Source organism: Streptomyces sp. NPDC048255 (assembly GCF_040652415.1).
Lineage (GTDB): Bacteria > Actinomycetota > Actinomycetes > Streptomycetales > Streptomycetaceae > Streptomyces.
Map to the genome: position 1 here is coordinate 87,227 of NZ_JBEZMA010000011.1, position 24,929 is coordinate 112,155.

At 73.5% G+C, this 24,929-nt stretch carries 23 protein-coding genes and 3 tRNA genes; 13 read left to right on the top strand and 13 right to left on the bottom strand.

From position 1 onward, the window contains the following. Positions 1-103 precede the first annotated feature (103 nt). Together AB0D94_RS12270 and AB0D94_RS12275 are read right to left on the bottom strand one after the other, a co-directional pair. Positions 104-1,552: an FGGY family carbohydrate kinase gene (locus AB0D94_RS12270; RefSeq protein WP_362049748.1), complete on the bottom strand. Its 1,449-nt coding sequence runs from the start codon at positions 1,550-1,552 to the stop codon at positions 104-106. A gap of 124 nt (positions 1,553-1,676) precedes the next feature. Next, the gene (locus tag AB0D94_RS12275; RefSeq protein WP_362049750.1) at positions 1,677-1,976 is read right to left on the bottom strand and encodes a YtxH domain-containing protein; all 300 of its coding nucleotides are present in this window, start codon (positions 1,974-1,976) and stop codon (positions 1,677-1,679) included. Positions 1,977-2,121: 145 nt separating this feature from the next. Between AB0D94_RS12275 and AB0D94_RS12280 the strand changes: the two genes are divergently transcribed. The 4 genes from AB0D94_RS12280 (at position 2,122) to AB0D94_RS12295 (ending at position 4,050) form a co-directional block, all read left to right on the top strand. Then, positions 2,122-2,194: transfer RNA gene (locus AB0D94_RS12280), tRNA-Asn, on the top strand. A gap of 5 nt (positions 2,195-2,199) precedes the next feature. Next, a tRNA-Asn gene (locus AB0D94_RS12285) sits at positions 2,200-2,272 on the top strand. Positions 2,273-2,471: 199 nt separating this feature from the next. Then, a tRNA-Ile gene (locus AB0D94_RS12290) sits at positions 2,472-2,545 on the top strand. 344 nt (positions 2,546-2,889) lie between these two features. Continuing rightward, complete coding sequence (locus AB0D94_RS12295; protein WP_362049752.1) at positions 2,890-4,050, top strand: hypothetical protein; 1,161 nt, start codon at positions 2,890-2,892, stop codon at positions 4,048-4,050. Positions 4,051-4,119: 69 nt separating this feature from the next. Here the strand turns inward: AB0D94_RS12295 and AB0D94_RS12300 are convergent, their stop codons facing one another. After that, positions 4,120-5,277, bottom strand: coding sequence for a glutamate--cysteine ligase (locus AB0D94_RS12300; protein ID WP_362049755.1), 1,158 nt, complete (start codon positions 5,275-5,277; stop codon positions 4,120-4,122). 214 nt (positions 5,278-5,491) lie between these two features. Between AB0D94_RS12300 and AB0D94_RS12305 the strand changes: the two genes are divergently transcribed. Beyond that, positions 5,492-6,754 (top strand): MFS transporter, encoded by a 1,263-nt coding sequence (locus tag AB0D94_RS12305; RefSeq protein WP_362049758.1) that lies wholly within the window; start codon positions 5,492-5,494, stop codon positions 6,752-6,754. Positions 6,755-6,777: 23 nt separating this feature from the next. Here the strand turns inward: AB0D94_RS12305 and AB0D94_RS12310 are convergent, their stop codons facing one another. Next, positions 6,778-7,140 (bottom strand): cupin domain-containing protein, encoded by a 363-nt coding sequence (locus tag AB0D94_RS12310; protein ID WP_362049761.1) that lies wholly within the window; start codon positions 7,138-7,140, stop codon positions 6,778-6,780. Between the two features lie 48 nt (positions 7,141-7,188). Here AB0D94_RS12310 and AB0D94_RS12315 point away from each other — a divergent pair, with 48 nt between their 5' ends. After that, positions 7,189-8,016, top strand: coding sequence for an AraC family transcriptional regulator (locus AB0D94_RS12315; protein ID WP_362049764.1), 828 nt, complete (start codon positions 7,189-7,191; stop codon positions 8,014-8,016). Here the strand turns inward: AB0D94_RS12315 and AB0D94_RS12320 are convergent. The 3 genes from AB0D94_RS12320 to AB0D94_RS12330 form a co-directional block, all read right to left on the bottom strand. Further along, on the bottom strand, positions 7,979-9,373 hold the full coding sequence (locus AB0D94_RS12320) for a carboxyl transferase domain-containing protein (RefSeq protein WP_362049767.1): 1,395 nt from the start codon (positions 9,371-9,373) through the stop codon (positions 7,979-7,981). The genes AB0D94_RS12315 and AB0D94_RS12320 overlap by 38 nt on opposite strands. Positions 9,374-9,592: 219 nt before the next feature. After that, complete coding sequence (locus AB0D94_RS12325) at positions 9,593-11,227, bottom strand: GAF domain-containing protein (RefSeq protein ID WP_362049770.1); 1,635 nt, start codon at positions 11,225-11,227, stop codon at positions 9,593-9,595. Further along, the gene (locus AB0D94_RS12330; RefSeq protein ID WP_215140901.1) at positions 11,224-12,261 is read right to left on the bottom strand and encodes a rod shape-determining protein; all 1,038 of its coding nucleotides are present in this window, start codon (positions 12,259-12,261) and stop codon (positions 11,224-11,226) included. Before AB0D94_RS12330 ends, AB0D94_RS12325 begins: the two co-directional genes overlap by 4 nt. Positions 12,262-12,471: 210 nt before the next feature. On the opposite strand from AB0D94_RS12330, the gene AB0D94_RS12335 reads away from it, so the two are divergent. Then, positions 12,472-13,182, top strand: coding sequence for a triacylglycerol lipase (locus tag AB0D94_RS12335; protein ID WP_362049775.1), 711 nt, complete (start codon positions 12,472-12,474; stop codon positions 13,180-13,182). Positions 13,183-13,191: 9 nt separating this feature from the next. On the opposite strand, the gene AB0D94_RS12340 is transcribed toward AB0D94_RS12335, so the two are convergent. After that, positions 13,192-13,782, bottom strand: coding sequence for a hypothetical protein (locus AB0D94_RS12340; RefSeq protein ID WP_362049778.1), 591 nt, complete (start codon positions 13,780-13,782; stop codon positions 13,192-13,194). Between the two features lie 78 nt (positions 13,783-13,860). Here AB0D94_RS12340 and AB0D94_RS12345 point away from each other — a divergent pair, with 78 nt between their 5' ends. Continuing rightward, complete coding sequence (locus AB0D94_RS12345; protein ID WP_362049781.1) at positions 13,861-14,622, top strand: hypothetical protein; 762 nt, start codon at positions 13,861-13,863, stop codon at positions 14,620-14,622. Positions 14,623-14,779: 157 nt separating this feature from the next. On the opposite strand, the gene AB0D94_RS12350 is transcribed toward AB0D94_RS12345, so the two are convergent. After that, entirely contained in the window at positions 14,780-15,217 is a 438-nt protein-coding gene (locus AB0D94_RS12350; protein WP_362049784.1) for a MarR family transcriptional regulator, read from the bottom strand. 112 nt (positions 15,218-15,329) lie between these two features. Here AB0D94_RS12350 and AB0D94_RS12355 point away from each other — a divergent pair, with 112 nt between their 5' ends. The 3 genes from AB0D94_RS12355 to AB0D94_RS12365 all read left to right on the top strand — a co-directional run bounded on the left by AB0D94_RS12355 (position 15,330) and on the right by AB0D94_RS12365 (position 17,910). Next, positions 15,330-16,352 carry an NADP-dependent oxidoreductase gene (locus tag AB0D94_RS12355; protein WP_362049787.1) on the top strand — a complete coding sequence of 341 codons (1,023 nt, stop codon included), beginning with the start codon at positions 15,330-15,332 and terminating at the stop codon, positions 16,350-16,352. Between the two features lie 65 nt (positions 16,353-16,417). After that, complete coding sequence (locus AB0D94_RS12360) at positions 16,418-16,840, top strand: organic hydroperoxide resistance protein (protein WP_266936809.1); 423 nt, start codon at positions 16,418-16,420, stop codon at positions 16,838-16,840. A gap of 119 nt (positions 16,841-16,959) precedes the next feature. Further along, positions 16,960-17,910: an EI24 domain-containing protein gene (locus AB0D94_RS12365; RefSeq protein WP_362049792.1), complete on the top strand. Its 951-nt coding sequence runs from the start codon at positions 16,960-16,962 to the stop codon at positions 17,908-17,910. Here AB0D94_RS12365 and AB0D94_RS12370 read toward each other — a convergent pair. After that, a complete protein-coding gene (locus tag AB0D94_RS12370; RefSeq protein WP_362049795.1) occupies positions 17,907-18,827 on the bottom strand; it encodes an NAD(P)-binding domain-containing protein in 921 nt (306 codons plus the stop codon). The genes AB0D94_RS12365 and AB0D94_RS12370 overlap by 4 nt on opposite strands. Positions 18,828-18,922: 95 nt before the next feature. Between AB0D94_RS12370 and AB0D94_RS12375 the strand changes: the two genes are divergently transcribed. Next, positions 18,923-19,381, top strand: a complete 459-nt coding sequence (locus tag AB0D94_RS12375; RefSeq protein ID WP_362049798.1) for a helix-turn-helix domain-containing protein — start codon at positions 18,923-18,925, stop codon at positions 19,379-19,381. A 618-nt stretch (positions 19,382-19,999) separates the two neighbouring features. Here the strand turns inward: AB0D94_RS12375 and AB0D94_RS12380 are convergent. Both AB0D94_RS12380 and AB0D94_RS12385 read right to left on the bottom strand, forming a co-directional pair. Next, complete coding sequence (locus tag AB0D94_RS12380; RefSeq protein ID WP_362049801.1) at positions 20,000-20,704, bottom strand: carbon-nitrogen hydrolase family protein; 705 nt, start codon at positions 20,702-20,704, stop codon at positions 20,000-20,002. Positions 20,705-20,713: 9 nt separating this feature from the next. Continuing rightward, positions 20,714-21,292 (bottom strand): TetR/AcrR family transcriptional regulator, encoded by a 579-nt coding sequence (locus AB0D94_RS12385; RefSeq protein ID WP_362049804.1) that lies wholly within the window; start codon positions 21,290-21,292, stop codon positions 20,714-20,716. A 152-nt stretch (positions 21,293-21,444) separates the two neighbouring features. Here AB0D94_RS12385 and AB0D94_RS12390 point away from each other — a divergent pair, with 152 nt between their 5' ends. After that, on the top strand, positions 21,445-23,898 hold the full coding sequence (locus AB0D94_RS12390; protein WP_362049807.1) for a glycoside hydrolase family 3 C-terminal domain-containing protein: 2,454 nt from the start codon (positions 21,445-21,447) through the stop codon (positions 23,896-23,898). Between the two features lie 119 nt (positions 23,899-24,017). Here AB0D94_RS12390 and AB0D94_RS12395 read toward each other — a convergent pair whose 3' ends face one another. Continuing rightward, positions 24,018-24,914, bottom strand: coding sequence for an SGNH/GDSL hydrolase family protein (locus AB0D94_RS12395; RefSeq protein WP_362049938.1), 897 nt, complete (start codon positions 24,912-24,914; stop codon positions 24,018-24,020). Positions 24,915-24,929 lie beyond the last annotated feature (15 nt).

Genomic DNA, 24,929 nt, shown 5'->3' on the forward strand with positions numbered 1-24,929 from the left:
CAACCGCAGGCTTGGTCCCGGGCAATCGCAGGCCTGGACCCGGGCAGCGCAGGCCCGGACCCGGGCAACCGCAGGCCCGGTCCGGGGCCGGAGCCCCTCCGGGTCAGAAGGCCCCGGGGTGGATCTGCTCGCGCGTGGCGATGTACTGCTGGCGGACCGCCTGCCACGCCGGGAACTCCTCGCCCGGCTCGAAGATCTGCGCCGCGGGCGCCGGCCAGAGCGGCGGGGTGTGCGGGGACAGGGTGCCCTGCTGCGCCCCGAGGGCCCACGCGGCCTGGCGCGCCGCGCCGAGCGCCGCGTAGTCGGCCGGCTCCGGCACCACGATCTGCGTGCCGAACAGCCCCGGCGCCGCGGCCTGTACGGCGGGCAGCCCGGCCGCCGCGCCGAGCAGGAACACCCGGCGGATCCCGACCCCGCGCGAGCGCAGCACGTCGAGCGCGTCCACCAGCCCGCACAGCATGCCCTCGAAGGCGGCCCGGGCCAGGTGCTCCGGCTTCATCGAGTCCCGCCGCAGCCCCGAGAGGGTCCCGGCGGTGTGCGGCAGGTTCGGAGTCCGCTCACCCTCCAGGTACGGCAGGAGTACGAGGCCGTGGGCGCCCGGCGTCGACTTCAGGGCGAGGTCGGAGAGTCCCTCCAGGTCGGTGCCCAGCAGCTCGGCCGTGCCGCGCAGGGCCCGTACGGCATTGGAGGTGTTCACCACGGGCAGGTGCATGCCGCCCGCGTCGGCCAGGGAGGTGATCAGGCCGCCCGGCTCCGACAGCGCCTCGTGGTGCACGGCCATCACGGAACCGGAGGCTCCCAGCGAGACCACCGCGTCGCCGGGGCCGACGCCCAGGCCCAGCGCCGCGGCCATCGTCTCGCCCGTGCCCGCGGAGATCAGCAGCCCCTCGGGCGTGGTCCCGGCGCAATCGGAGGGGCCGAGCACCTCCGGCAGCAGCGCCTGGTGCCCGAGCGCCAGCTCGACCAGGTCGGGGCGCCAGGAACCGGTGGCCGCCGACCAGTACCCGGTGCCCGAGGCGCCGCCCCGGTCGGTGGTCCGCCGGGCGGGCCGGCCCAGCAACTGCCAGACCAGCCAGTCGTGCGGGGACATCAGTACGGCCACCCGGCGGGCCGCTTCCGGTTCGGCGCGGGCCAGCCAGGCCAGTTTGGCGATCGGCTGCGCGGAGTGCGGGACCGAACCCACCGCCTCGGCCCATGCCTGCCGCCCGCCGAGCGCGTCGGTGAGGTCGGCGGCGGCGACCTGGCCGCGCTTGTCGTTGCCGACCAGTGCGGGCCGGACGAGCCCGCCCTGCGCGTCCAGCGGCAGCAGGCCGTGCTGCTGCGCCGAGACCCCTATGGCCTGGACCCCTTCGAGGAGCCCGCCCCCGGCGGCCTCGCCGAGCGAGAGCAGCCAGGCCTGCGGATCGGTCTCGTGGGGGTTGGCTCCGGCGGGCTCCCCGGTGGGCTGCGGATGGGGCGCGTAGCCCTGGCGCAGCACGGCACCCGTTTCGGTGTCACAGACGACGATGCGAGTGAAGGCGGAAGAACTGTCCAGCCCGGCGACTATCCCCATACGGAGGATTCTGCCGCACGCCGGGCCGGTCTCCACCGCCCCGGAGCCCCCGGGAGCCTGCACGGACCCCGGGAGCACCGCGGACTCAGAGACTCCGGATCCCCGGGGCCTCAGGTGTCCCTCCTCAGGTGTTGCTGGTTCCCCAGTCGTCCTCGCCGGCGCCGGCCCGGTCGCGCAGTCCCCGTACCCGCCCCGCCAGCGAGGCCGGGACCGCGTCGCCGACCTTCTCGCTCACGGCGGCGAAGGCCTTCCCCGCGAACGCCCGCCCGTTCTGCCCGGCGGTCTCGGCGGCATTGCGCACCACCGGGTTCTGCGCGAGCTCCCGGGCGGACTTCTTCAGCTGCTCGTACCGCTCGCGCCCGGCGCGCGTCCCCAGCACGTACCCGAGGGCCAGTCCGACCGCGAACGTGACCTTGTACCGCATGCCTGTCACCCTTCGTCGTGTGGTGCCCGGCCTGCTGGCGATACCGATTGGCGGAGCACCCCCCTGCTTGCGCTAATCTATGACTCGCAACGGGCGCTCGCCCCCCGGCAAGGCCGGAGGTGGGCTGTTCGATGCACCGCAGCAATCCCCTGTAGCTCAATTGGCAGAGCAGCCGGCTGTTAACCGGCAGGTTACTGGTTCGAGTCCAGTCGGGGGAGCGCGGTCCCCTGTAGCTCAATTGGCAGAGCATTCGGCTGTTAACCGGAGGGTTGCTGGTTCGAGTCCAGCCGGGGGAGCAGGAGAAGAAGAGGAGGCCCCAGCGGGTCCTCCTCTTCTTTTTTTCTTCTTTCCTGCCCCGTCCTGGAACCGGGCAGCCCTCAGCGAGGTCTCTCTGAGCAGGCGAAGCCGATCATGCGAGGCATCCGAGGCAGGAGATCGTATGAGCGGCTATGCTGCGGCAGACGGCGCGCACACATGTACGCGCCACGCCGTGAAGGGGCGGTAGCTCAGCCGGTTAGAGCAGCGGACTCATAATCCGTCGGCCGTGGGTTCGAGTCCCACCCGCCCCACTGCAAGCCGCAGGTGCAGAAACGATCGCACCTGCGGCTTTGGCGTTTTCCGGGCCTGTTGCGCCCTCAGGTGACCCGCAATCGGGCCAGGCCTGTGGTGACCGTCACGATCGCGGCGCGCGGCCCTCCGGGGAGTCGGCGCGGGGCGTCGGGCCGGAGGGCGGGAGCGACGGCCGTTCGCATGCAATTGCGGAGAGTCCGAACCGTGGTGCGAGGAACTGGCGCGTGTGAGGGGTACCACGGTTCCGTCTTGCCGGTGTCCCGTGATCAGGATCGTCCTCCTTTGCTGCCCAAAGACAGGACGAGTGGGGCGCCCGGCTTGGAACCGAGAGGGAGAAACACGGATGAAGAATCGTCTCGTACTCGCCGGAGCCGCCGTGGCGGCGAGCGTGGGTCTGTGCGTGGTGGCCGCTCCGGCCATGGCGCAGCCGTCCGACGCGACCATCACCTGCGGTGACGTCGCCGGACTCATCGCAGCCATCGGGGTGGCGAATACGAACGCCGAGGGCGGCACGATCACACTGGCCGACAACTGCGCCTACCGCTTCGAAGACGATTACTCGGACTCCGGGAACGCCCTGCCGGCGATCACCGGGCACGTCACCCTCACCGGCAAGAACACGACCCTGATCCGTTCCGTCGTCGACAGCCTGCCGCTGTTCCGCATCCTCGCGGTCAACGAGGGCGGCAGTCTCACGCTCAAGGGCATCACCGTGACCGGCGGCCACGTCGACGGGGACGGCGCCGGCATCTCCAACGAGGGCACGCTGCGGCTGGAGCAGAGCAAGGTCGCCGGCAACCAGGCCGGCGGCGACGGCGGCGGCATCTCCAACGCGGGCGGCGACGTCACCCTCATCGAAAGCCACGTCCTGACCAACGTGGCCACGACCACGGGCGGCGAACCCGGCGACGGCGGCGGCATCAACAACAGCGCGGAGGGCACCCTCCGGCTCAAGAAGAGCACCGTCGTCGGTAACACGGCCGACGAGGACGGCGGTGGCATCCAGAACCTGGGCCGGGTGACCATCGAGCACACCCACCTCGCGAACAACGACGCCCGCGACGGCAACGGCGGCGCCCTCAACAACCTCGGCAGGGCCACCATCACCTACAGCAAGTTCATCGAGAACTGGGCCGGCCTGGAGGGCGGCGCCGTCAACAACGGCGTGGACGCGATCCTCGACGTCCAGGAGACGAGCTTCATCGGCAACAAGTCGGGCCGTGACGGCGGCGCCATCAACAACGAGGGCACCGCGACGCTCCGCAAGAGCAAGGTCCTGGAGAACTCGGCCGGCCGCGACGGCGGCGGCATCAACAACGAGCAGGTCGCGGGGGCCGACGCCGCCCGGCTGACGCTCGAGTACACGACCGTCGCGGACAACCGCGCCGCCCGCAACGGCGGCGGCATCAACAACTGGCCCGGCGGCGTGGTCACGCTCCAGGAATCCAAGATCGTCAACAACCTGCCCACGAACTGCTACGGCACCGTGCCCGGCTGCTCCTGACCCCTTCGACACCACCCGGCCGCAGGCGGCGGCACATTGCCGCCTGCGGCCGGGTGGCGCCCGCGGGACTCAGAAGTTCTCCGTCTCCTCCGTGAGGTGGCGCAGGACGTCCGTGAGGTCCTGGCGGCGGGCGAAGGCCGCGCGCTGCCGGTGGGCGCCCGAACCGTTGCGCAGGAGGCCCGCCAGGGTTCTGGCCGCGTGGTCGAGGTCGCCGGATGCGGCCAGCTCCGGGGCGATCAGGTCCAGCAGTGCCTCCGCGAGGTCGGCCGCCGGGAGTTCGGCGCCCGTGTACGGGTCGAGGCCGAAGCCCTCCAGTCCGTCGTGGGCGGCCCGCCAGCGCGCGAGGCGCAGTACGTCGTCCCGTACGGCCGGTTCGGGCCGGTGCTCCGCGATCTCCCGGATGGCCGTGGCCACCAGGGCCCGGCCCAGTTCGGCCTGGAGGATCGCCGTGTCGATGTCCGGGGACATGTCGGGCGCCCGGATCTCGAGCGTCGGCCAGTTCCCGGACGGGCGGACGTCCCAATAGACCATCTTCGTGTCCAGGGCGGCCCCGGAGCCGAGCAGGGTCTGCACGGAGCGCCGGAAATGGGCCGTGGACGTGAAGTGCGGGGGCAGCCCGGCGGAGGGCCAGCCCGCCCAGGCCATCGCCCGCCAGCTCGCGTGACCGGTGTCGCGGCCGCCCCAGAACGGCGAGTTGGCCGCCAGCGCGATCAGCGTCGGCAGCCACGGCCTGACCCGGTTGGACACCGCAACCGCCGTGTCCACGTCGAGCGTGCCGATGTGGATGTGGCGGCCGCAGCTGACCAGGGTGTCGGTGAGCGCGCCGAAACGGCGGTGCTGCTCGCGCTGGCGCGGCTCGTCGTCGGTCAGGTGCAGGGGCCCCTCCACGGCCACGACCGGCGAGGGCGCGGCCAGCAGCCGGCAGCCGTGGACGCGGGCCGCGCGGCCCAGCGTGCGCCGCAGCTCGGCGAGCTCCTCGCGCAGGGTGGCCGCCGAATGGGCGACCGGGGTGGAGATCTCCACCTGGTAGCGGGTGCCCTCGGGGTGCAGCTCGCCGGGCAGCCCGGCGGCCGTGGCGAGGACGAGCGGGGCGGCCGGAACCACCCGGAAGGTCCGGGCGTCGACGAGGAGGAATTCCTCCTCGACACCGACGGTGAGGGGAACGGTGGTACGCACCGTGTTCTGCGTGGTGCCGGTGCTCGTGGTGCTGTTGCCAGGTTCGATCACTACGCCTCCCTGGACATACGAGTCTTTTCATCATGAGCTGAACGGGAGACGATGAGCGCACGTCGATTCGGTCAAATCCCCGATGACAGTGGCGAGTTAGCGGCAAGGGCCGCTCCGGTATGGGGCCGGGGGTCCGGGTGGGGAGACTGGTGCCGGTGTGTGAGCCGGGAAAAAATCCCGGGAGGCGGCGAACGGCCGCTGGTTATCATCCGCTGTGACCCGTACCGCCGAAACCACCCGCCCCCAACGGCGCATATTCGCCGACCTCACTCCACTGCGCACCTCCGTGGACTACCGGCGGCTGTGGATCGGCGGAACGATTTCCTGGCTGGGTCAGGCGATGACCGCCCTCGCGATCTCGCTCCAGGTCTACGAGATCACCCGCTCCAGCTTTTCCGTCGGGCTCGTCGGGCTCTTCTCCCTCGTCCCGCTCATCGTCTTCGGGCTCTACGGCGGGGCCATCGCCGACACCGTGGACCGGCGCAAGCTCGGCCTCTACAGCTCCCTCGGCTCCGCCGGCCTGTCGATCGCGCTCGCCGGGGCCGCGCTGCTCGACTACCACCGGGTCTGGTTCCTGTACGCGGTCGTCGCGCTCCAGTCGGTCTGCGGCGCCCTCACCGGGCCGGCCAGGGCCGCGATGACCCCGCGCCTGCTGCCGGTCGAGCAGCTGCCCGCCGCCAACGCGCTCAACACCGTGACCATCACCGCCGGGATGATGGTCGGGCCCATGCTGGGCGGGCTGACCGTCGGCTGGTGGGGGTACCAGGCGGCCTACCTGATCGACGCGGTGACCTTCACCGCCGCCCTGTACGCGATGTGGCGGCTGCCGTCGATGAAGCCCGACCGCGCCGAGGGCAGCAGCGGCAGGGCCTCCGTCCTGGACGGGCTGCGCTTCCTCGGGACCCGGCCGAACATCCGGATGACCTTCTTCTCCGACATGGCCGCCATGGTGCTGGCCCACCCGAGGGCGCTGTTCCCGGCCGTCGCCGGGCTCTGGTTCGGCGGGGACGCCGAGACGGTCGGCCTGCTGGTGGCCGCGCCCGCAGTCGGGGCGCTGCTGGGCGGGGTGTTCTCCGGCTGGCACGGCCGCGTCCGCCGCCACGGCGTGGCGATCCTGCTCGCCGTCGGAGCCTGGGGGCTGGCCATCGCCGTCTTCGGGCTCACCCGGAACCTGTGGCTCGGGCTGCTCTTCCTCGCCCTGGCCGGGTACGCGGACACCACCTCCATGGTGTTCCGCACCACCATGCTCCAGGCCGCCACCCCGGACGAGATGCGCGGACGGCTGCAAGGTGTCTTCATCGTGGTCGTCGCGGGCGGGCCCCGGCTCGGGGACTTCCTCGCCGGGACCGTCGCCGACCTGACCTCCCCGACCGTGGCGATCACGGGCGGCGGGCTCGGGTGCGTCCTGGTGCTGGGCCTGCTGGCCCTGCGCTGGCGGGGCTTCGCCCGGTACGACGCGCGGTCGCCCCAGGCCTGATCGGGCACCCCCGCCCCGACGACCTACGCCTCTACGGGCTCCCGGGTGCGGGCGCCGCCCGCGGAGCCGGTGTTGACGGTGCCGGCCGGCTCGAACAGCAGGATCTGCGCCTCCTCGTCCGCCGCCGGGCAGTGCTCCACCCCGCGGGGGACGACGTACATCTCGCCGGGGCCCAGGACCACGTCACCGTCGCGCAGACGGATCGTCAGCGTGCCGCCGACGACCAGGAACAGCTCGTCGGTGTCCTCGTGGGTGTGCCAGACGAACTCGCCCTGCAGCCGGGCGAGCTTGACCTCGTAGTCGTTGACGCGGGCGATGCGGCGCGGGGCCCACTGCTCGGTGAAACCAGCCAGTTTTTCAGCGATGTTGACCTTGTGTGTCGTCATGCGGACAGCCTGGCGGCCCGCCCGCGGGCGGTCTTGTACGTTCCTGACATGGCCGCGATACGTCCGCGCAGCACCGTCTCCGCCTGGCAGCCGTCGGTGCCGGGCATCGCCGAGGTCTTCCACGCCCGGTTCACCGAGCACGCGTACCCGGCCCATGTGCACGACACCTGGGCGCTGATGATCCTGGACGGCGGCCGGGTCGACTTCGCGCTGGACCGCGAGCGGCACGGCGTCGGCGTCGACGGGGCGGTGGTCCTGCTGCCGCCCGGGGTGCCCCACGACGGGCGGACCGTGACCGAGGCGGGCTTCCGCAAGCGCGTGCTGTACCTGGACACCTCCGTGCTGCCGGAGGCGCTGACCGGGGCCGCCGTCGACACCCCGCTGCTGTTCGACCCCGCGTTGCGGGAGCGCGTGCACGGGCTGCACCGCGCCCTGGGCGAGCGGGACCCCTTCGAAGCGCAGTCGCGGCTGGTCTTCGTACGGGAGCGGCTGCACCGGTGGCTGTCGGGGCGCGAGGCGGCGGCGTACGGGGGCCCGGACGCGGGCCTGGCCGTACGGCTGCGCGAGCTGCTCGACGCCCGGGTGGCCGAGGGGATCACCCTGGAGGAGGCCGCGGCGGAGCTGGGGCAGGCTTCCGGCGGCCGCTGCCACCCGACGCACCTGATCCGCAGCTTCCGGAGGGCGTACGGGCTGCCCCCGCACGCCTATCTCACGGGGCGTCGGGTCGCGGTGGCGCGGCGGCTGCTGCTGGCCGGGATGCGGCCCGCCGAGGCGGCCACGGCGGCGGGCTTCTACGACCAGGCGCACCTGACACGCCACTTCGGGCGGCACGTCGGGATCAGCCCGGCGCGGTTCGCCCGGTCCGGTCGGGTGTGAAGGGCACGATCCCGCGGGCCACTCCCAGGGCCACCAGGTCCTGGGGGCGGATGCGCAGCTGGTCGGCGGTGGCCGGGGCGGCCGCCGGGGGGCGCTTGAGGATGGCCGCCGCCAGTTCGGGGGCGATCACCGAGAAGTAGCTGTCCGGGGTGACCCAGGTGTTCCCCGGCGCGGCCAGCGCGAGGGCGCCGCCGGAGCCGCCCTCGCCGATCAGCAGGGTGGTGACCGGGACGGCGGCCGCGGCCAGCGCCGCGAAGGTGTCCGCGATGGCCGCCCCGGCGCCCGCGTGCTCGGCGGCGGCGTCGTTGGCGGCGCCCGGGGTGTCCACCAGGGTGAGCACGGGGATCCCGAGCCGGTCCGCGAGGCGGATGACGCGGGCGGCCGTACGGTAGCCCGCCGGCCGGGTGGCGGTGCCGCACTGGGCGGCGTACGCCACCGGCCGGCCCTCCCGCAGCCCGAACCCGCAGAGCATGCCGGGGTCCGTGCCGCCGGCCCGGTCCCCGGAGAGGGGCAGGCGCAGGCCGAAGTAGGAGTCCAGGTACGCCTCGGCGCGCGGCCGGCCGGGGTGGCGGGCCTGGAGCACGGCGTCCCAGCCGGTCTCGGGCGGTGCTACGGCGGCCAGTGCGGCCGGGGGCGGGACGGGCTCGGCGACCCCCTCGGGGCGGGGCGCGTGGCGGGGCGCGGCCAGGAGCCGGAGCCAGTCGGCCAGGGTGCCGGGGAGGTCCGCCGGGGCGACGACGGCGTCCACGTGCCCGGCGGCGTACTGCCCCTCGGCGGAGTACGCCGCCGGGTCCGCGTCCGCCGGGCGCACCCGGGACCCGGCGAAGCCGACCTGGGCCTCGGGGAGGGCGAGGATCACGTCCGCCCCGGCGCCGAGGGTGGCCCAGCCGCCGCCGGTGGTGGGATCGCGCAGGACGGCGATCTGGGGCAGACCGGCGGCCCGGGTGAGGACGCACTGGCGGGCCACCCGCTGGAGCTGAGTCAGCGCCAGCATGCCCTCCTGCATGCGGGAGCCGCCGGTGGCGATGAGGGAGACGAGGGGGAGGCGGTGCTCCCGAGCGTGGGTGTAGGCGGCTTCGAGCCGGTCTCCGGTGCGTTCGCCCAGGGAACCGCCGAGGAAGCCGAACTCGAAGGAGATCACGGCAGCTTCGCTGCCGCCGATGCGGGCGGTGCCCGTGACGACGGACTCCTGCTCGCCGGTCCGGGCGGCGGCCCGGGCGCGGGAGTCGTCGTAACCGTCCCAGGTCAGAGGCCCGTCGGGCGGGGACTCCCGGCGGGGGGCGGGAAGTTCGGCGAAGCTGCCGGGATCGGCAACGGAGGCGATGGCCGCGCGGGCCGAGAGGCGGGTCGTCGTCACCGAATCAGCCTAGGGGGTGTCTCGCCGGTCAGGCCGGGCCCGGGGCGGCCGGCACCGCGCCTCGCCGCGTTCTCGTCGGTCGCCGACGCTCCGCGTCGACTCCCTCCTCGGCCTTGCGATCCATGGCGTCGGCCGCCCCGGGCTGATCCGGCCTGACCGGCGGGACACCCCCTGGGGGGTGCGCACCTGAGGAGCGCCGGGAGACAGGCCGTCACGCGGTCACAGCGCCGACTCCCAGGTCGTCCTCGTGCCCCGGGTGCCCGATTCCGTGCGGCCGTCGTCCGTCACCGTCAGGCGGGCCCGGGAGGGGTCGGCGTCGATCTCCACCTCGATCGAGGTGACCCCGCTGCGCCGGTGCGCCGCGGCCAGCGCGCCGCGCAGGGCCGCGAGCAGATCGCCCGCCACCGGGTCCGGGATCAGTGCGTCCACCGCGCCCGCGAAGTGCACCGACGGCTGGAAGCCCAGCAGCACCCCCGCCCCGCCCGTTTCGCGCAGGACCCGGCCGCGGAAGGTCGTCGGGGCGTCGGACGGCGGCTGCTGGAGGGCGAAGATGGCCGTCCGGACCTCCTGGATGGTGGAGTCCAGCTCGTCGACGGCGCGGGTCAGCTCCTCGCCCACCGTGTCTCCGCTCGGGGCGTTGGACGAGCGGCGGCGGGTGGACTCCAGCATCATCTCCGTCGCGAACAGCCGCTGCACCACCAGGTCGTGCAGGTCCCGCGCGATCCGGTCGCGGTCCTCGTACACCGCCAGCTGCTCCCGGTCGTGCTGCGCGTCCGCGAGGACGAGGGCGAGCGCGGCCTGGGAGGCGAACTGCGAGGCCAGCAGCCGGTCCACCGCGTCGTACGGGCGGCCGCCCCGGCCGCGCGGCAGGGCCAGGGTGCCGATCAGCTGGCCGCCGCTCTGGAGCGGGAGCATCATGCTGGGGCCGAACCGTTTCCGCACGTGCGTGGTCATCCGGGGATCGGTGGCCGAGTCCTCTATGAACACCGGCTCGCCGCCGAGCAGTTGTTCCAGGACCGGTGAGCCGGGGGCGATGGTCGTCCCGACCAGGTCCCCGGGGTCGCCCTGGGTGGACGCGGCCACGATCTCCATCCCGCCCTGCGGGGTCGGCTGGAGCACCACCCCGGCCTCCGCGTCCGCGAGCAGCCGGGCCCGCTCGGCCACGCACTTCAGCGCGTCCGCCGCCGGGCGGCCGGCCAGCAGGGTCGTGGTCACGGCGGCGGCGCCCTCGATCCAGCGCTCCCGGCGGCGCGCGGTCTCGTACAGCCGGGCGTTGCCGATCGCTATGCCCGCCTGCGAGGCAAGGACGCGCACCAGGGCCAGGTCCTCCTCGGTGAAGGGGCCGCCGCCGCGCTTCTCGGTCAGGTAGAGGTTGCCGAAGACCTCGGTGTGCACCCGGATCGGGACGCCCAGGAAGCTGCGCATCGGCGGGTGGCCCGGCGGGAAGCCGACGGCCCGGGGGTCCTTGGTGAGGTCGTCGAGCAGGAGCGGGCGCGGGTCGGAGACGAGGACGCCGAGCAGGCCGCAGCGCCCGTCCGGCAGGTGGGGGATCGCGGCGCGCTCGGCCTCGCTCATCCCGGCGGTGAACAGTTCGGTCAGCCGGACGCGCTCGGGGTCGATGACCCCGAGCGCCGCGTAGCGGGCCGAGCACAGCTCGGCCGCCGATTCCACGATGTGCTGGAGGGTCGCGTGCAGTTCCAGCTCGGAGCCGACGCTGAGCACTGCCTCCAGCAGGACGGGAAGGCCCGCCTGCGCCGGATCCGGCTGGGCCTGCTGCTCCGGGTCCGGCTGTTCCGGCCCCGGCTGATCCGGGTCCGGCTCCTGCTGTTCCGGCGTGGGCTCCGGACCCGTCATTCGGCCAGCGGGTTGAGGACCATGGGGGCGATCTTCCCTTCGAGCATCGCGCCGAGACCGAGTACGGCACACACGTCCGGCCGTTCCGCGATGGCGACGGGCATCCCGGTGGCGTCGCGGAGCATCTGGTCCAGGCCCGGCAGCAGGGCGCTGCCGCCCACCATCATGATCCCCCGGTCCGTCAGGTCCGCGACCAGGTCCGGCGGGCAGTCCCGCAGCACCTTGCCGATGCCGTCGAGGACGGCGGTCAGGGGGGTGTGGATGGCGTCCCGTACGGCCGCGGTGTCCACCTGGACGGAGCGGGCCAGGCCGGTGGCCACGTCGCGGCCGTGGATCAGGGTGGAGGCCGGTCCCTCGGCGGTGATGCCGTTGCCGTGCAGGGCCAGCTGCAGCGGCCGGACGGCCTGGCTGGGCAGCATCAGCTCGTGCGCGTGGCGCAGGTGCTGGACCACCGCGTGGTCGATGGCCTCGCCGCCGACCGGGATCCGCTCGGCGGTGACGATCGAGCCGAGGGAGAGGACGGCCACCTGGGTGGCGGCGGCTCCGCACACCATGATCATCGTCGCCGTCGGCTGCTCCACGGGGAGGCCGCAGCCGACGGCCGCGGCGATCAGGGTGTCGACCAGTTCGACGCGCCGGGCCCCGAGGCCGACCAGGGTCTCCACGGTCGCCCGCTGGGCCAGCGGGTCCGCGTCGTGCGGGGTGCAGGCGGCGGCCCGCAGCCGGGGCTTGCGGCGCAGGGCGCGCCGCAGTTTCTCGCCGAGCAGGTGACGCAGCATCCGCTGGGCCATCTCGATGTCGACGACCGTGCCGCCGGAGACGGGGCGTACGACCCGGATGTAGTCGGGGGTGCGGCCGGTCATCCGTTCGGCGAAGGTCCCGACGGCGATGAGCGCGCCGGTCCGCGTGTTCACCGCGGCGACGCTGGGCTCGTCGACGACCAGGCCGGCGCCCTTGACGTACACACGGGTTCTGGCCGCACCCAGGTCGACGGCGACGTGGCAGCGGCGCAACTGCTCAAGACTGACGGTCACGGCAGATCCTCCCGAGAGCACTGACGCAAGGGGACCGGCGGAATGCCGGTCGCTTTCCATATCATCTCGGACATTTGGCCCTTACCGCCCGTTGAGCTGCTCCGGCCGGGGGTGCGCCACGCCTGCATGGGGGTGGATTTCTGTACCGACAGGCAGCACCATGCGCGCACCGCACGCGCTACTCACGCGTAACAAGGTAAAGGGGACTCGATGCTGACGGCCCGCCAGAGACTGCTGGCTCTCCTGACACTCTGCCTGGCGCTGCTGGCGCCCTTCCCTTCCCATGCCGCCGACCGGGTCACCGCTCAGGCCTCCGGCCAGGCGGCACCGCGCAATCCGGTGGTCTTCGTCCACGGCTACAACGCCGATCCGGGCGTCTGGGGAGGTCTGCGCGAGGACCTGCGGGCCGCCGGGTACGCCGACTCGGAACTCTTCTCCTGGGGTTACGACACCCACCAGTCGGTCAACGAGGTGCTCGCCGGACGGCTCGCCGGGTACGTCGAGGAGGTCCGCCGGCAGACCGGCGCCGCGCGGGTCGACGTGGTCACGCACTCCTTCGGCTCGCTCGTCAGCCGCTGGTACGTGAAGTTCGGCGGCGGCGCGGCCGTCGTGGACCACTGGGTCTCGCTGGCCGGACCCAACCGCGGCACCTCCACCGCCTGGGCCTGCGCCCTGTGGGACCAGGCGTGCCGGGACATGACCCCCGGGTCGTACGTGGTGAAGAACCTGAACTCCGGGGACGAGACCCCGGGCGCGGTGAAGTACGCGACCTTCTGGTCGAACTGCGACGAGGTGGTCAATCCGGACGACAGCGTCCCGCTGACCGGAGCCGCCAACACGCCGGTCGGCTGCCTGAAGCACAACGACCTGCTCGGCGACGACGGCACCTCGGCCGGCGTACGGGCTTTCCTGGCTTCCTAGGCCTTCCTCCTAGCGGTTCTCGTCCTGCGGCGACACCTGCTGGAGCAGCCCGTATGTGAACTCCGCCACGTACGGCCGCCCCCGCGCCGCGAAGGCCAGGCGCCAGCGGGTCGGCGCGGTGCCCTCCATCGGCCGCGCCGGGGGGAAGGCCCGCGCCACCTCGTCCACCGTCGCCGACCAGGGGCGCAGGTCCTCCGGCGACTCCAGTACGGGCCCCCGCGCGCCCGGGGCCCGTACGAGCCACTCGTTCCACACCGCCCCGTCCGGCGCGGCCAGCACCTCGAAGCGCAGGTCCGGCCAGAGCGGCACCGGCCACAGCAGGGCCTGGCACTCCAGGTCGCCGATCCTGCGCGCCCCGGCGGATTCCGGCGGGCCGAGCACCGAGCGGTAGCGGGCGAGGGCCCCGCGCGACCGGGGCGAGCGGACCATGGCCTGCCAGCGCTTGTTGGCCTCCCGCTGCTCGGCGAGCGAGGCGCCCAGCCGGTGGCGGGCCCGGTCGGCGAGGTCGGGCTGGAAGTCGGCCATCCGCCGGAGCAGCACCAGCTGGAAGGCGGCCGGACCGAAGGCTCCACGGGCGCCCGGAGTCGGGTTCGCTGTCATGGCGTCAACGATTCCACACAGGATCCTTACGTTCCCGGGATCCGGATGTTGCCGGGAACCGCGTAGCCTGCGGGCGCCATGAACTACTGTCCCGCCTGCCGGAGGCACCTCAACGGCGCGCTCGCGTGCGCCGGGTGCGGAACCCCGGCCCAGTACTTGATGCCCGCCGCTCCGCAGGCGCCGGACGTGCCCGCCGCGCCCTACGCCGCGGAGGGTGCCTCCGCGCAGCCCTCCACGCTGGCCGACGTGTACGCCGACTCGCTCGTCGTGCTGTCCGGACCGGGCGAGGGCCAGGGCCGGTCCGGGGCCCGCCGCCGGGCCACGCACCGCAGGCGGCGCCGGACGGTGCTGACGATCGGGCTCGGGCTGGTGCTCGCGACCGGCGGCACGCTGGCGGCGGCGGGGATCGCCTCAGACGGGGAGCGTAGTGACCGGGCCGCCACGGTGGTGCTGACCGACGACGCCGCGCCGCAGAAACCCGTCCCGGCGCCGGACGCCCCGACGGGCGCGGCGCCCACGGCCAAGGGGTCCGGGAAGGCCTCCGGGGCCGCGAAGACCGGTACGGCAGCCGCGAAGACGGCCGGGCCGGGGACCGCCTCCCCGGGTGGCACGCAGCCGGGGCCGACTTCCTCCGAGCCCGCTCCGGCCACGTCGGGGCCGGCGTCCGGTACGCCCGGCCCGGGGGGCACCGTAGGGCCGACGGGTACGGGCAAGCCCAAGCCCAGCGGTACCGCGAGCCCGACGGGGACGCCGGCGCCGCCTCCGCCTCCGCCGCCGTCCCCTTCTCCGACCCCGACGAAGACGTGCTCGTTCTGGGAGTCCCTCTTCGGCGGCTGCTAGTGCTGTGACCGGAAAGGTTCACCGGGTCGCGCCGCCTGGCACGGCACCTCGCCGCGTTGTCGGACCCCGCCGGTACGTCCAGTACGAGCCGCGGCCCTCCGCCTTGCGATGCACCGCACCGGACGACGCGACCCGGCAAACCCTTCCGGCCACAGCACTAGCGACCGGCGGGATCGGCCAGCATCCGCCTGAGCAGGTCCCTCAGCACCGCCCGCTCGGCCGTGGACAGACCGGCCAGCGGCTCGCGCGCGAAGTCCAGTGACTCGCGCAGCCGGTCCGCGGTCTGCAGCCCCTCCTCGGTGGGGGCGGCCAGCTTCACCCGGCGGTCGGCCGGGTCCGGGCGGCGCTCGACGAGGCCCCGCGTCTCCAGCCGGTCGATGATGCCGGTGATGTTGGAGGGCTCGCACTTCAGCTTCTGCGCGATGCGGCGCATGGGCAGCGGCTCCAGGGAGAGCAGCCCGAGCACACGGGCCTGGGCGCCGGTGAGCTGATGGCGGGCGGCGGCGTGCTCGTACTCCTCGTGGTAGCGGGACACGACGTCGCCGATGAGTTCGACGACCTCAAGGGTCACTGGGTCTGCGCGACGACTGGGCATGGATCCAGCGTACCCATTTACTTGACAACATGAAATATCCAGGCGCATGGTTGTTTCACCTGGTGAAGCACTTTTCTGTGAAGCACCGCCATTTCCCCCTCAGGAGCGCCGCATGTCCGAGATCCCTGCCGTCAGCCGCGAGTGGCACCTCGTCCGCCGTCCGCAGGGCTGGCCCGTCGCCGAGGACTTCGCCCTGCGCGAGGTGCCCGTGTCCGCCGAGCCCGCCCCCGGCCGGATCCTCGTACGCAACCTCCACATGTCCGTGGACCCGTACATGCGCGGCCGGATGAACGACGTGAAGTCGTACATCCCGCCCTTCCAGCTGGACCAGCCGATGGACGGCGGCGCGGTCGGCGAGGTCGTGGCCTCCGCCGACGAGCGCTTCGCGGTCGGCGACCACGTCCTGCACGGCCTGGGCTGGCGCGAGTACGCGGAGCTCGACGCGAAGCACGCCACCAAGGTCGACGGCGCCCTCGCCCCGCTCTCCACCTACCTCGGCGTCCTCGGCATGCCGGGCCTGACCGCCTACGCCGGGCTCTTCGAGGTCGCCTCCTTCAAGGAGGGCGACGCCGTCTTCGTCTCCGGCGCGGCCGGTGCGGTCGGCGGCCTCGTCGGCCAGTTCGCCAAGATCAAGGGCGCCTCCCGGGTGATCGGCTCCGCCGGCTCGGACGAGAAGGTGACGCTGCTCACAGAGAAGTACGGCTTCGACGCCGCCTTCAACTACAAGAACGGCCCCGTCGGCGAGCAGCTGCGGGAGTCCGCCCCCGAGGGCATCGACGTCTACTTCGACAACGTCGGCGGGGACCACCTGGAGGCCGCCATCTCCTCCCTGAACGTGAACGGCCGGGCCACCCTCTGCGGTGCGATCGCCCACTACAACGACACCGAGGCCGCCCCCGGTCCGCGCAACCTGATGCAGGTCATCGGCAAGCGGCTGCGCCTGCAGGGCATCCTGGTCAACGACCACGCCGGACTCCAGCCGCAGTTCGTCCAGGACGTCGCCGGATGGCTGCGTTCCGGTGAGCTCCGGTACGACGAGACGGTCGTCGAGGGCGTCGAGAACGCCACCTCCGCCTTCCTCGGCATGCTGCGCGGCGAGAACACCGGAAAGATGATCGTTTCTTTCACCGGTTAGGCTCGCCCCACACCGTTGCGATCGTGGGCGCGAGTCGCGGCGATTCACCAGGAGGATCTTCTTATATGTCCATCCAGTACTCCGACGTCGCGTACACCGCTGTCGCCACCGCCGAGAACGGCCGTGACGGCCGCGTCGCCACCAACGACGGCCAGCTCGACGTCGTCGTGAACCCGCCGAAGGAGCTCGGTGGCAGCGGCGCCGGCACCAACCCGGAGCAGCTGTTCGCCGCCGGCTACAGCGCCTGCTTCCAGGGCGCCCTGGGTGTCGTCGCCAAGAACGAGAACGCCGACATCTCCGGCTCCACCGTCACCGCCGAGGTCGGCATCGGCAAGAACGACGAGGGCTTCGGCCTGATCGTCAAGATCTCCGCCGTGATCCCGAACGTGGACGCCGCCACCGCCAAGGACCTCATCGAGAAGGCCCACCAGGTCTGCCCGTACTCCAAGGCCACCCGCGGCAACATCACCGTCGAGCTCGCCGTCTGACCGGCACCGCTCGCTGAAGGCCGCACCCCGCAACCGGGGTGCGGCCTTCGCCGTAGGGGGGTGTCCGGCCCCGGCCCCTCTCCCGCGGAGACCCGGCGCACACCCCCTAAACTGGCCGCATGAGCGATCTTGCGGGGGGCTTCCGGTATCTGCTGGCCGGACAGCGATGGGTGTTCGGGCACGGCCGCTGGCTGGGATTCGGGCTGCTGCCCGGGCTGGTGACGCTCGTCCTCTACGCCGGCGCGCTGATCGGGCTCGGCTCCGGCGCCGACGACCTGACCGCCTGGGCCACCCCCTTCGCCGACGAATGGTCCTCGCCGTGGCTCGGACTCTTCCGCGGCTTCCTGACCGCCCTGGTCTTCTGCCTCGGGCTCTTCCTCGCGGTGATCACCTTCACCGCCGTGACCCTGCTGATCGGCCAGCCGTTCTACGAGTCCCTCTCGGAGGCGGTCGACCGCAGCGAGGGCGGCGACGTCCCCGAGTCCGGTCTCTCCCTCTGGCAGGAGCTGTGGATCTCCGCCCGGGACAGCGTGAAGGTGCTCGGCCGGGTCCTGCTCTACGGGATCCTGCTCTTCGCCCTGGGCTTCATCCCGGTGATCGGCCAGACCGTGGTCCCGGCGATCGGGTTCTGCGTCTCGGGCTACTTCCTGACCCACGAACTCACCTCCGTCGCCCTCCAGCGGCGCCGGGTGGAGCTGGCCGACCGGCTGGCGCTGCTGCGGTCGCGGCGGATGCTGGTGCTCGGCTTCGGCGTGCCGCTGGTGCTGTCCTTCGTGGTGCCCTTCGTCGCGGTGTTCCTGATGCCGGGCGCGGTGGCGGGCGCCACCCTGATGGCGCGGGACCTGCTGCCGGCCGGCGAACCGCGGGAGCGGGCGGACCAGGCGGCCCCGGGGAACCCCGCGGGCGACGCGAACCAGGCGCAGTGGGCGGGGCACACGAACCACGCGGGTCACACGCACCACGCGGCCCAGGCCGGACCGCAGCAGACCGGCGCACCGGCGCCGGTATCGCCCCAGGCCCAGGCCCAGACCCCGGCCAAGGGCTTCGGTCCGCCGCCGCCCGGCTTCTAGGACCGGGCCCCGGCCCGCAGCAGCGTGATGGCGCCGGCCGTGTCCTCGCCGCCGTGGGCGGCGGGATCGGCGGCCAGCCGGCGCCGCATCAGCTCCAGGTACGGGGAGATCAGCTCCGCGCTGACCCCCTGCTCCTCGGCGGTGCGCAGCAGGGTGCCGCTGCCGGTGACCTGCATGGCCAGGTTGGACACGACCCCGCTGGTGAAGTCCCGCGAGGTCAGCCTCTCGGCCGCGTTGCCGGTGAAGAAGCCCATCGCGCCGAGCCACTCGGACAGCAGCGGGGACAGGTCCTTCGGCGCGATGTCCTCGCCCTCGATCAGCGCGTAGGCGTGCGAGATCCCGGCGAAGAGCCCGTACATCGCACTCAGCAGGGCCACGTCGTGCAGGGCCGCGTGCCCCGGGTCCTCGCCGACGAAGCGGGCCCCGGCCGGAACCTGGAGCGTGGCCCGGTGGGTGTCGAAGAGTGCGCGCGAGCCGCTGTAGAAGACGTAGCCCCCGGCCTCCGGGATGCCGATCATGTTCGGCGTGGCCATGATCCCGCCGTCCACGAACCGGGCCCCCCGCGCCTCGGCCCAGGCGGCCCGCGCGCGCCCCTCGGCCGGGGTGCCGGTGGTGAGGTTGACCAGGTCCTTGCCGGTCAGGTCGACGCCCTCCAGAGCGGCGCCGACCGAGGCGTCGTCCAGCAGGCACAGCACGACGAGCCGGCCGGCGGCCACCGCCTCGGCGGGGCTCGCGGCGGCGACGGCGCCCTCCGCGACCAGGGCCCCGGCCTTGGCGGCGGTGCGGTTCCAGACGGTCAGGGGGTGCCCGGCGGCGAGCCAGGTGCGGGCGAGGGCCGTGCCCATGTCGCCGAGTCCGAGCAGGGTGAGCGGGGCGGAAGGGGTGGCGAGCGGGTTCTGCGGCGTGTTGTCGGTCATGGCGTTTAGCCTGGTGGAAGGCCATGAGTCACTCAAGTACGCACCTTGGAGTGGGTGGTTACCCCGAGGTGAGCGAGCAGGTGGGAGGGTGTGCGGTGTCCGTGACACGAAGGCCGGGTGCGGACCACTGCGGGATCGCCGCGGCGATGTCCGTGATCGACGGCAAGTGGAAGGTGTCGCTCCTGTGGGAGCTGGACCAGTGCCCGCGCCGCTTCGGTGAACTGCGCAGACTGGTCCCGGGGGTCTCGGAGAAGGTGCTCGCCGCGCAGCTGCGCGAGCTGGAGACGGACGGCATCGTGCACCGCGAGGTGTACGCCGAGGTCCCGCCGCGCGTCGAGTACTCCCTGACCCCCCTGGGCCAGGACCTGAACACGGCCCTGGAGGCCCTGGGGGAGTGGGGCGCCAAGCACCTCCTGCCGGACCCGGCTCAGGCAGCGGTGGGGCGCGGCTCCACCCAGAGCGCCTCCCCGACGGCGCAGAGCTCGCCCGCCGAGGTGGCCAGCGCCGTGCCGACGGTGTACTTGCGGCCCGAGGCCGTCAGCAGCCAGGCGTAGGAGACGAGCCCCTCGCCGACCGGGACCGGCCGCAGCAGCCGGGCGGTCAGCGCGGCCGTGACCGCCCCGGCCCGGCGGCCGTCGAGCAGCCGCCCGGCCGCGTTCCCGGGGCAGTCCAGCGCGCCCCACACCAGCTCGGGCGGGAGCAGCCCGTCCGCGCCGCCGAGTTCCGCCGCGGGGGTCCAGGCGGCGGCGACCACCTCGCCGCCGGTCACCAGACCGCAGTGCAGGCGCAGCCCGGTGGCGGGCGTCCGGTCCAGGCCGCAGCCGAAGCAGTCGACCATGCCGTCCGGCGGGGCCGCCCGGAAGGCCTCCGCTGCCGCCGTGGCCTGCTCCCAGGTGGGGGCCGCGGGCAGCTGCGGTTCAGCCGGCGGGGCGGGGCTCGCCGCGGCCAGCAGCAGGTCCCCGTCCGTCAGTTCGCTGCCGCCGCCGGGGGTCGGGGCGATCCGGACCGGCGCCCCGGTCGGGACCGGCCGCCGGAAGTCCACCCGTACGGTCGCCGCGGCGGCCCGCCCGGCCAGTACGCCCGCCACGTAGCCGCCGAAGGCCACGCCCGGGTAGCCGTGGAGCCGTTCCGGAACCGTGATCGTCTCGTAGTCGCTCATGGCCGCCACCCCATCACACCGAGGCCGTCACCACGCAGGCCGTACGGTCGTCGGCCTCGGCCAGCAGCGCACCGCCCGGGGCCCATATCGCGGCCCGGCCGCAGCCGGTCCACGGGCCGGCCGCGCCGACGTGGTTGGCGAGGACCACGTACAGGCCGTGGTCCTCGGCGATGCCCGGGTGGACGGTGGCCCGCTCGTGGATCCCGTCGCCCGTCCCGTACAGGGAGCTGGCCAGGTGGACGCGGCAGCCGTCCGCCGCGGCCCGGCCGGTCAGCTCCGGGAAGTGGTTGTCGTAGCAGATGCCCAAGGAGAAGCGGATCCCGCCCAGTTCGAAGCAGCCGTCGCCCCCACCGGCCGCGAACTGCTCCCGCTCGTGCCGGTACAGGTGCTGCTTGGCGTACGTGGTCACGTGCGCCCCGTCCGCGTCGTGGACCAGCGTGGCGATGAGGGGGCGCGGGCCGCCGGAGGGGAGGGCGACATTGACCGCGGTCGCGATGCCGGCGGAGCGCACGGGGTCCAGCCGGGGGTCGTCGGCGGCCGTCCACAGTCCGGGGTCGGCGGCCAGCGCCTCCAGCTCGTAGCCGGTGAGCGTGAGCTCGGGGAACACGACCAGCTCGGCGCCCTGTTCACGGGCCGAGGCGGCGAGGGCGGCGGCCTGCGCGGCGTTGGCGCGGACATCGGCGGGTACGCAGGTCAGCTGCGCTGCGGCGATCTTCACATGATCAGCCTAAGCCGTGTCCGGCCCCCGCAGCAGGGCCAGGAAGGAGCGGAAGGCGGCGGGCATGTCCACCGACTCCGGGGCCAGCAGCCACTGGTACTGGAGGCCGTCCATGACCGCCGTCAGCAGCGGGGCGGCCTGTTCCGGGGTGAGGCCGGAGGGGAGGCGGTCGCCGAACTCGGCGCGCAGCACCGCGGCCGTCTCCGAACGCACCTGGGCGTAGCGCTCGGTGAAGAACTCCCGGGCGGGGTGGCCGTCGGTGACGCTCTCGCCCAGCAGCGCCGAGAAGGTCTGCACGATGCCCGGGCGCATGGCGTTGTAGTCCACCAGCGAGGCCAGCAGGTCCAGGCGCCAGGCGTCGGCCGAGGCGCGCGAGCCGCCGCCGGTGTCCCAGCGGTCGCGCTCCTCCAGCACCGCGACCAGCAGGGCCTCCTTCGTCGGGAAGTAGTGCAGCAGCCCCTGCTGGGTCAGGCCCACGCGCTCGGCGACCGAGCCCAGGGACGCCCCCCGGTAGCCGCGCTCCGCGATCACCTCCAGCGCCGCGCGGACGATCTCCCCGCGCCGCTCCTCGCTCCTCGCCCTGACCATCGCCCCGGCACCCCTTTCCGTCCACACCTGTCAGAAGGACCGTACGACAACCCAATATCACGAATACATCACGAACCCTACCGCTCTACAGGCAACAGGTCCACGATGGGGGCACCGCACGCACGCACCGCACCCAACGAGGAGGCACGGCCGTGACCGATGCCGATCAGGCCCGCGAACAGATCCGCCAGGACGCCGTGGAAGCGGCGCTCGACAAGCTCGACCTCGACACCAAGGCCCGCCTCCTGTCGGGCCAGGACATGTGGTCCCTGCCCGCCCTCCCCGAGATCGGGCTGAAGTCCCTGGTCATGTCCGACGGCCCCATCGGGGTGCGCGGCGTGCGGTGGACCGCCGACGACCCGTCCGTCGCGCTGCCGTCCCCGACCGCGCTCGCCGCCGCCTGGGATCCCGCGCTCGCCCGCCGGGCCGGCCGGCTCCTCGCCCAGGAGGCCCGCCGCAAGGGCGTCCACGTCCTCCTCGCGCCCACGGTCAACCTGCACCGCTCGCCGCTCGGCGGCCGCCACTTCGAGTGCTACTCCGAGGACCCCTACCTCACCGGCGCCATCGGCAGCGGCTACGTGAACGGCGTCCAGGACGGCGGCGTGGGCACCACCGTCAAGCACTTCGTCGGCAACGACGCCGAGACCGAGCGGTTCACCGTCGACAACGTCATCGCCGCGCGCCCGCTGCGCGAGCTCTACCTGGCGCCCTTCGAGGCCATCGTCGCCAATGCCCACCCCTGGGGCATCATGACGGCCTACAACCAGGTCAACGGCACGACCATGACCGAGCACCGGTACCTGGTGAACGAGGTCCTGCGCGGCGAATGGGGCTTCGACGGGTACAACGTCTCCGACTGGATGGCCGCCCGCTCCACCACCGGCGACATCGAAGGCGGACTCGACGTGGCCATGCCCGGCCCGACGACCGTCTACGGGCCCGCCCTCGCCGCGGCCGTACGCTCCGGCGAGGTCGCCGAGGCCACCGTGGACGAGGCCGTGCGCAACGTCCTGCGCCTCGCCGCCCGGGTCGGCGTCCTGGAGGGCGCCCCCGCCGCCGTCGCCGAGGCCCCCGCCCCGGTCGACGGCCAGGCCCTCGCCCGTGAACTGGCCGTCCGCGGCTTCGTCCTGGTCCGCAACGAGGACGGCGCCCTGCCGCTGGACGCCGCCGCGGGCCGCACCGTCGCCCTCATCGGCGCCGCCGCCCGCGACGCCCGCGTCCTCGGCGGCGGCTCCGCCACCGTCTTCCCCGAGCGGATCGTCTCCCCGCTCGACGGCCTCACGGCGGCCCTGCCGGACGGCTCGCTCACCTTCGCCGTGGGCGCAGACCCCTCCGAGGAACCGGCCGCCGCCGACCAGGGCTTCGAGCTGCACGCGGTCTGCCGCGACGCCTCCGGCGCGGTCCTCGGTACGGGCAGCCTCCCGTCGGGCCAGGTCCAGTGGATCGGCGACGACCTGCCCGCGGGGGCCTCGTACGAGACCATGGCGAGCATCGAGGTCACCGGCCGGTTCGTGCCGCGCGAGAGCGGCGAGCACGCCTTCGGCACGCGCGGCCTCGGCGCCTTCACCCTGGCCGTCGGCGGGCGGACCCTGTGGGAGGGCGTCCAGGAGATGGGCAACGAGGCCGACCCCTTCGAGGCCTTCTTCGGCGCCCCCGCCGAACGCGCCCGGATCGCCCTCACCGAGGGCGAGCCCGTAGAGGTGTCGCTGACCTGCCAGGTCCCCGACATGACCGAGATGCCGCTCAAGGCGATCATGTTCTCGCTGCTCCACCTCGGCCCGCGCCGCGACGCCGACGAGCTGATCGCCGAGGCCGTGGAGGCCGCCCGCGGCGCCGACACCGCCGTGGTGGTCGTCGCCACCACCGAGCGCGTCGAGTCCGAGGGCTTCGACCGACGCGACCTGTGTCTGCCGGGCCGTCAGGACGACCTGGTGCGCGCCGTCGCCGCCGTCAACCCGAACACCGTGGTCGTCGTCAACGCGGGCTCCCCGGTGGAGCTCCCCTGGCGCGAGGAGGTGGCCGCCGTACTGCTGACCTGGTTCCCCGGGCAGGAGGGCGGGGCCGCGCTGGCCGACGTACTCCTCGGGGACGCGGAACCGGGCGGCCGGCTGCCCACCACCTGGCCCGCCCGGTTCGCCGACGCCCCCGTCACCGAGGTCCTCCCCGGCGAGGGGTGCCTGGAGTACGGGGAGGGGCTCTTCATCGGCTACCGCGCCTACGAGAAGCACGGCGTCGCCCCGGCCTACCCCTTCGGGCACGGCCTCGGCTACACCGACTGGACGTACGAGTCCCTGGAGGTCACCCCCGACACCGTCCGGGTCCGCCTCACCAACACCGGCACCCGGCCCGGCCGCGAGGTCGTCCAGGTCTACCTGGCGCCGGCGGCCGACCCTGTGGAACGCCCGGCGAGCTGGCTGGCCGCCTTCGAGGGTGTCGTGGCCGGCCCCGGCGAGAGCGTCGAGGCCGTGATCGCCCTGCCCGCCCGGGCCTTCGAGATCTGGGACGAGGAGGCCCGCGGCTGGCAGCGGATCGGCGGGGTCTACGAGGTCCGCGCGAGCCACTCGCACGGCGACACGCGACTGAGCGCCACGCTCGACATCACGTAACACACCGTAACAACGGCAAATGGCCGGAAATCACCCCTGATACGGCCCCCGGAACAGGACCGGGGGCGGGCCCTGACACCCGCCCCCGGTCCGCCCGCCGTCCACCCGGGCCGTCCGCGTCAACGTGGCGGTTCGGCCGCCGTCACCTGACGGTGGGCGAGTTCCGCCAGCCGCGCCTGACCGTCCTTGCCCGGGTGGAACCAGTCCCAGCGGCTCAACTGCTCCGCCGAGAAGGGGTACTGGAACACCGCCCCGCCGTCGTAGCGGCACAGCGGATCCTTCCCGCAGACCTCGCGCAGCACCTCGTTGTACTCGACCACCCGCGCCCGCACTTGCTCGCGCCGGGCCGTCGCCCCCGAGGCCGCCGACAGCGGATCGGCGAGCATCGACTGGCAGATCCCCAGCTTCCAGATCTGCCGGACCATCGGGCTGTCCTTGCCCTGCTCCCACAGCCGCTGGAGGTCCGGCACGCTGGACACGTACACCTGGGAGGCGGGGGACGCGGCCCGCAGTTCGGTGAGGGCCTTCTCGAAACCTGCCCGGAACTCCGCCACCGGCGTCATCGACGAAGCCGTGGGCCGGCAGGCGTCGTTCGAGCCCACCATCACCGTGACCAGGTCGGGTTTGTGGGTCGCCGCCGAGGCCAGCTGCCCCGGCAGGTCCGCCATCCGCGAGCCGGTGACCGCGTAGTTCCAGCTCCGCGCCGGCGCCTCGGCGCCCCCCAGCAGCCGGGTGGCCAGCGAGTCGACCTCGGGGTCGTTGCCCGTGGCCCAGGAGACCTCGGGGCAGTCGGCCAGGACCGAACAGGCGTCGAAACCGCGTGTGATGGAGTCGCCCACCGCGGCGATCGAGGCGGGCTGGGTGTTCCACCGCGGTGCGGCCTCGGCCCCGCGCTCGCCCGGATCCCGCCCCCCGTCCGACTGGCACCCCGTCACCGCCCCGGCCAGGAGGGCGATCGCCGCACCCGCGCCCGCGAGGTTCCGGCGCGCCGTGCGGCGCGGAGCGGTGGTGCGCATCGGGTCGGTCCCCTC

What these genes read in the sequence shown, in the direction of transcription:
- AB0D94_RS12270 (WP_362049748.1), bottom strand. Translation starts at nt 1,552, where the DNA reads ATGGGGATAGTCGCCGGGCTGGACAGTTCTTCCGCCTTCACTCGCATC.
- AB0D94_RS12275 (WP_362049750.1), bottom strand. Translation starts at nt 1,976, where the DNA reads ATGCGGTACAAGGTCACGTTCGCGGTCGGACTGGCCCTCGGGTACGTG.
- AB0D94_RS12295 (WP_362049752.1), top strand. Translation starts at nt 2,890, where the DNA reads ATGAAGAATCGTCTCGTACTCGCCGGAGCCGCCGTGGCGGCGAGCGTG.
- AB0D94_RS12310 (WP_362049761.1), bottom strand. Translation starts at nt 7,140, where the DNA reads ATGACGACACACAAGGTCAACATCGCTGAAAAACTGGCTGGTTTCACC.
- AB0D94_RS12315 (WP_362049764.1), top strand. Translation starts at nt 7,189, where the DNA reads ATGGCCGCGATACGTCCGCGCAGCACCGTCTCCGCCTGGCAGCCGTCG.
- AB0D94_RS12325 (WP_362049770.1), bottom strand. Translation starts at nt 11,227, where the DNA reads ATGACGGGTCCGGAGCCCACGCCGGAACAGCAGGAGCCGGACCCGGAT.
- AB0D94_RS12335 (WP_362049775.1), top strand. Translation starts at nt 12,472, where the DNA reads ATGCTGACGGCCCGCCAGAGACTGCTGGCTCTCCTGACACTCTGCCTG.
- AB0D94_RS12340 (WP_362049778.1), bottom strand. Translation starts at nt 13,782, where the DNA reads ATGACAGCGAACCCGACTCCGGGCGCCCGTGGAGCCTTCGGTCCGGCC.
- AB0D94_RS12345 (WP_362049781.1), top strand. Translation starts at nt 13,861, where the DNA reads ATGAACTACTGTCCCGCCTGCCGGAGGCACCTCAACGGCGCGCTCGCG.
- AB0D94_RS12350 (WP_362049784.1), bottom strand. Translation starts at nt 15,217, where the DNA reads ATGCCCAGTCGTCGCGCAGACCCAGTGACCCTTGAGGTCGTCGAACTC.
- AB0D94_RS12355 (WP_362049787.1), top strand. Translation starts at nt 15,330, where the DNA reads ATGTCCGAGATCCCTGCCGTCAGCCGCGAGTGGCACCTCGTCCGCCGT.
- AB0D94_RS12360 (WP_266936809.1), top strand. Translation starts at nt 16,418, where the DNA reads ATGTCCATCCAGTACTCCGACGTCGCGTACACCGCTGTCGCCACCGCC.
- AB0D94_RS12365 (WP_362049792.1), top strand. Translation starts at nt 16,960, where the DNA reads ATGAGCGATCTTGCGGGGGGCTTCCGGTATCTGCTGGCCGGACAGCGA.
- AB0D94_RS12370 (WP_362049795.1), bottom strand. Translation starts at nt 18,827, where the DNA reads ATGACCGACAACACGCCGCAGAACCCGCTCGCCACCCCTTCCGCCCCG.
- AB0D94_RS12385 (WP_362049804.1), bottom strand. Translation starts at nt 21,292, where the DNA reads ATGGTCAGGGCGAGGAGCGAGGAGCGGCGCGGGGAGATCGTCCGCGCG.
- AB0D94_RS12395 (WP_362049938.1), bottom strand. Translation starts at nt 24,914, where the DNA reads ATGCGCACCACCGCTCCGCGCCGCACGGCGCGCCGGAACCTCGCGGGC.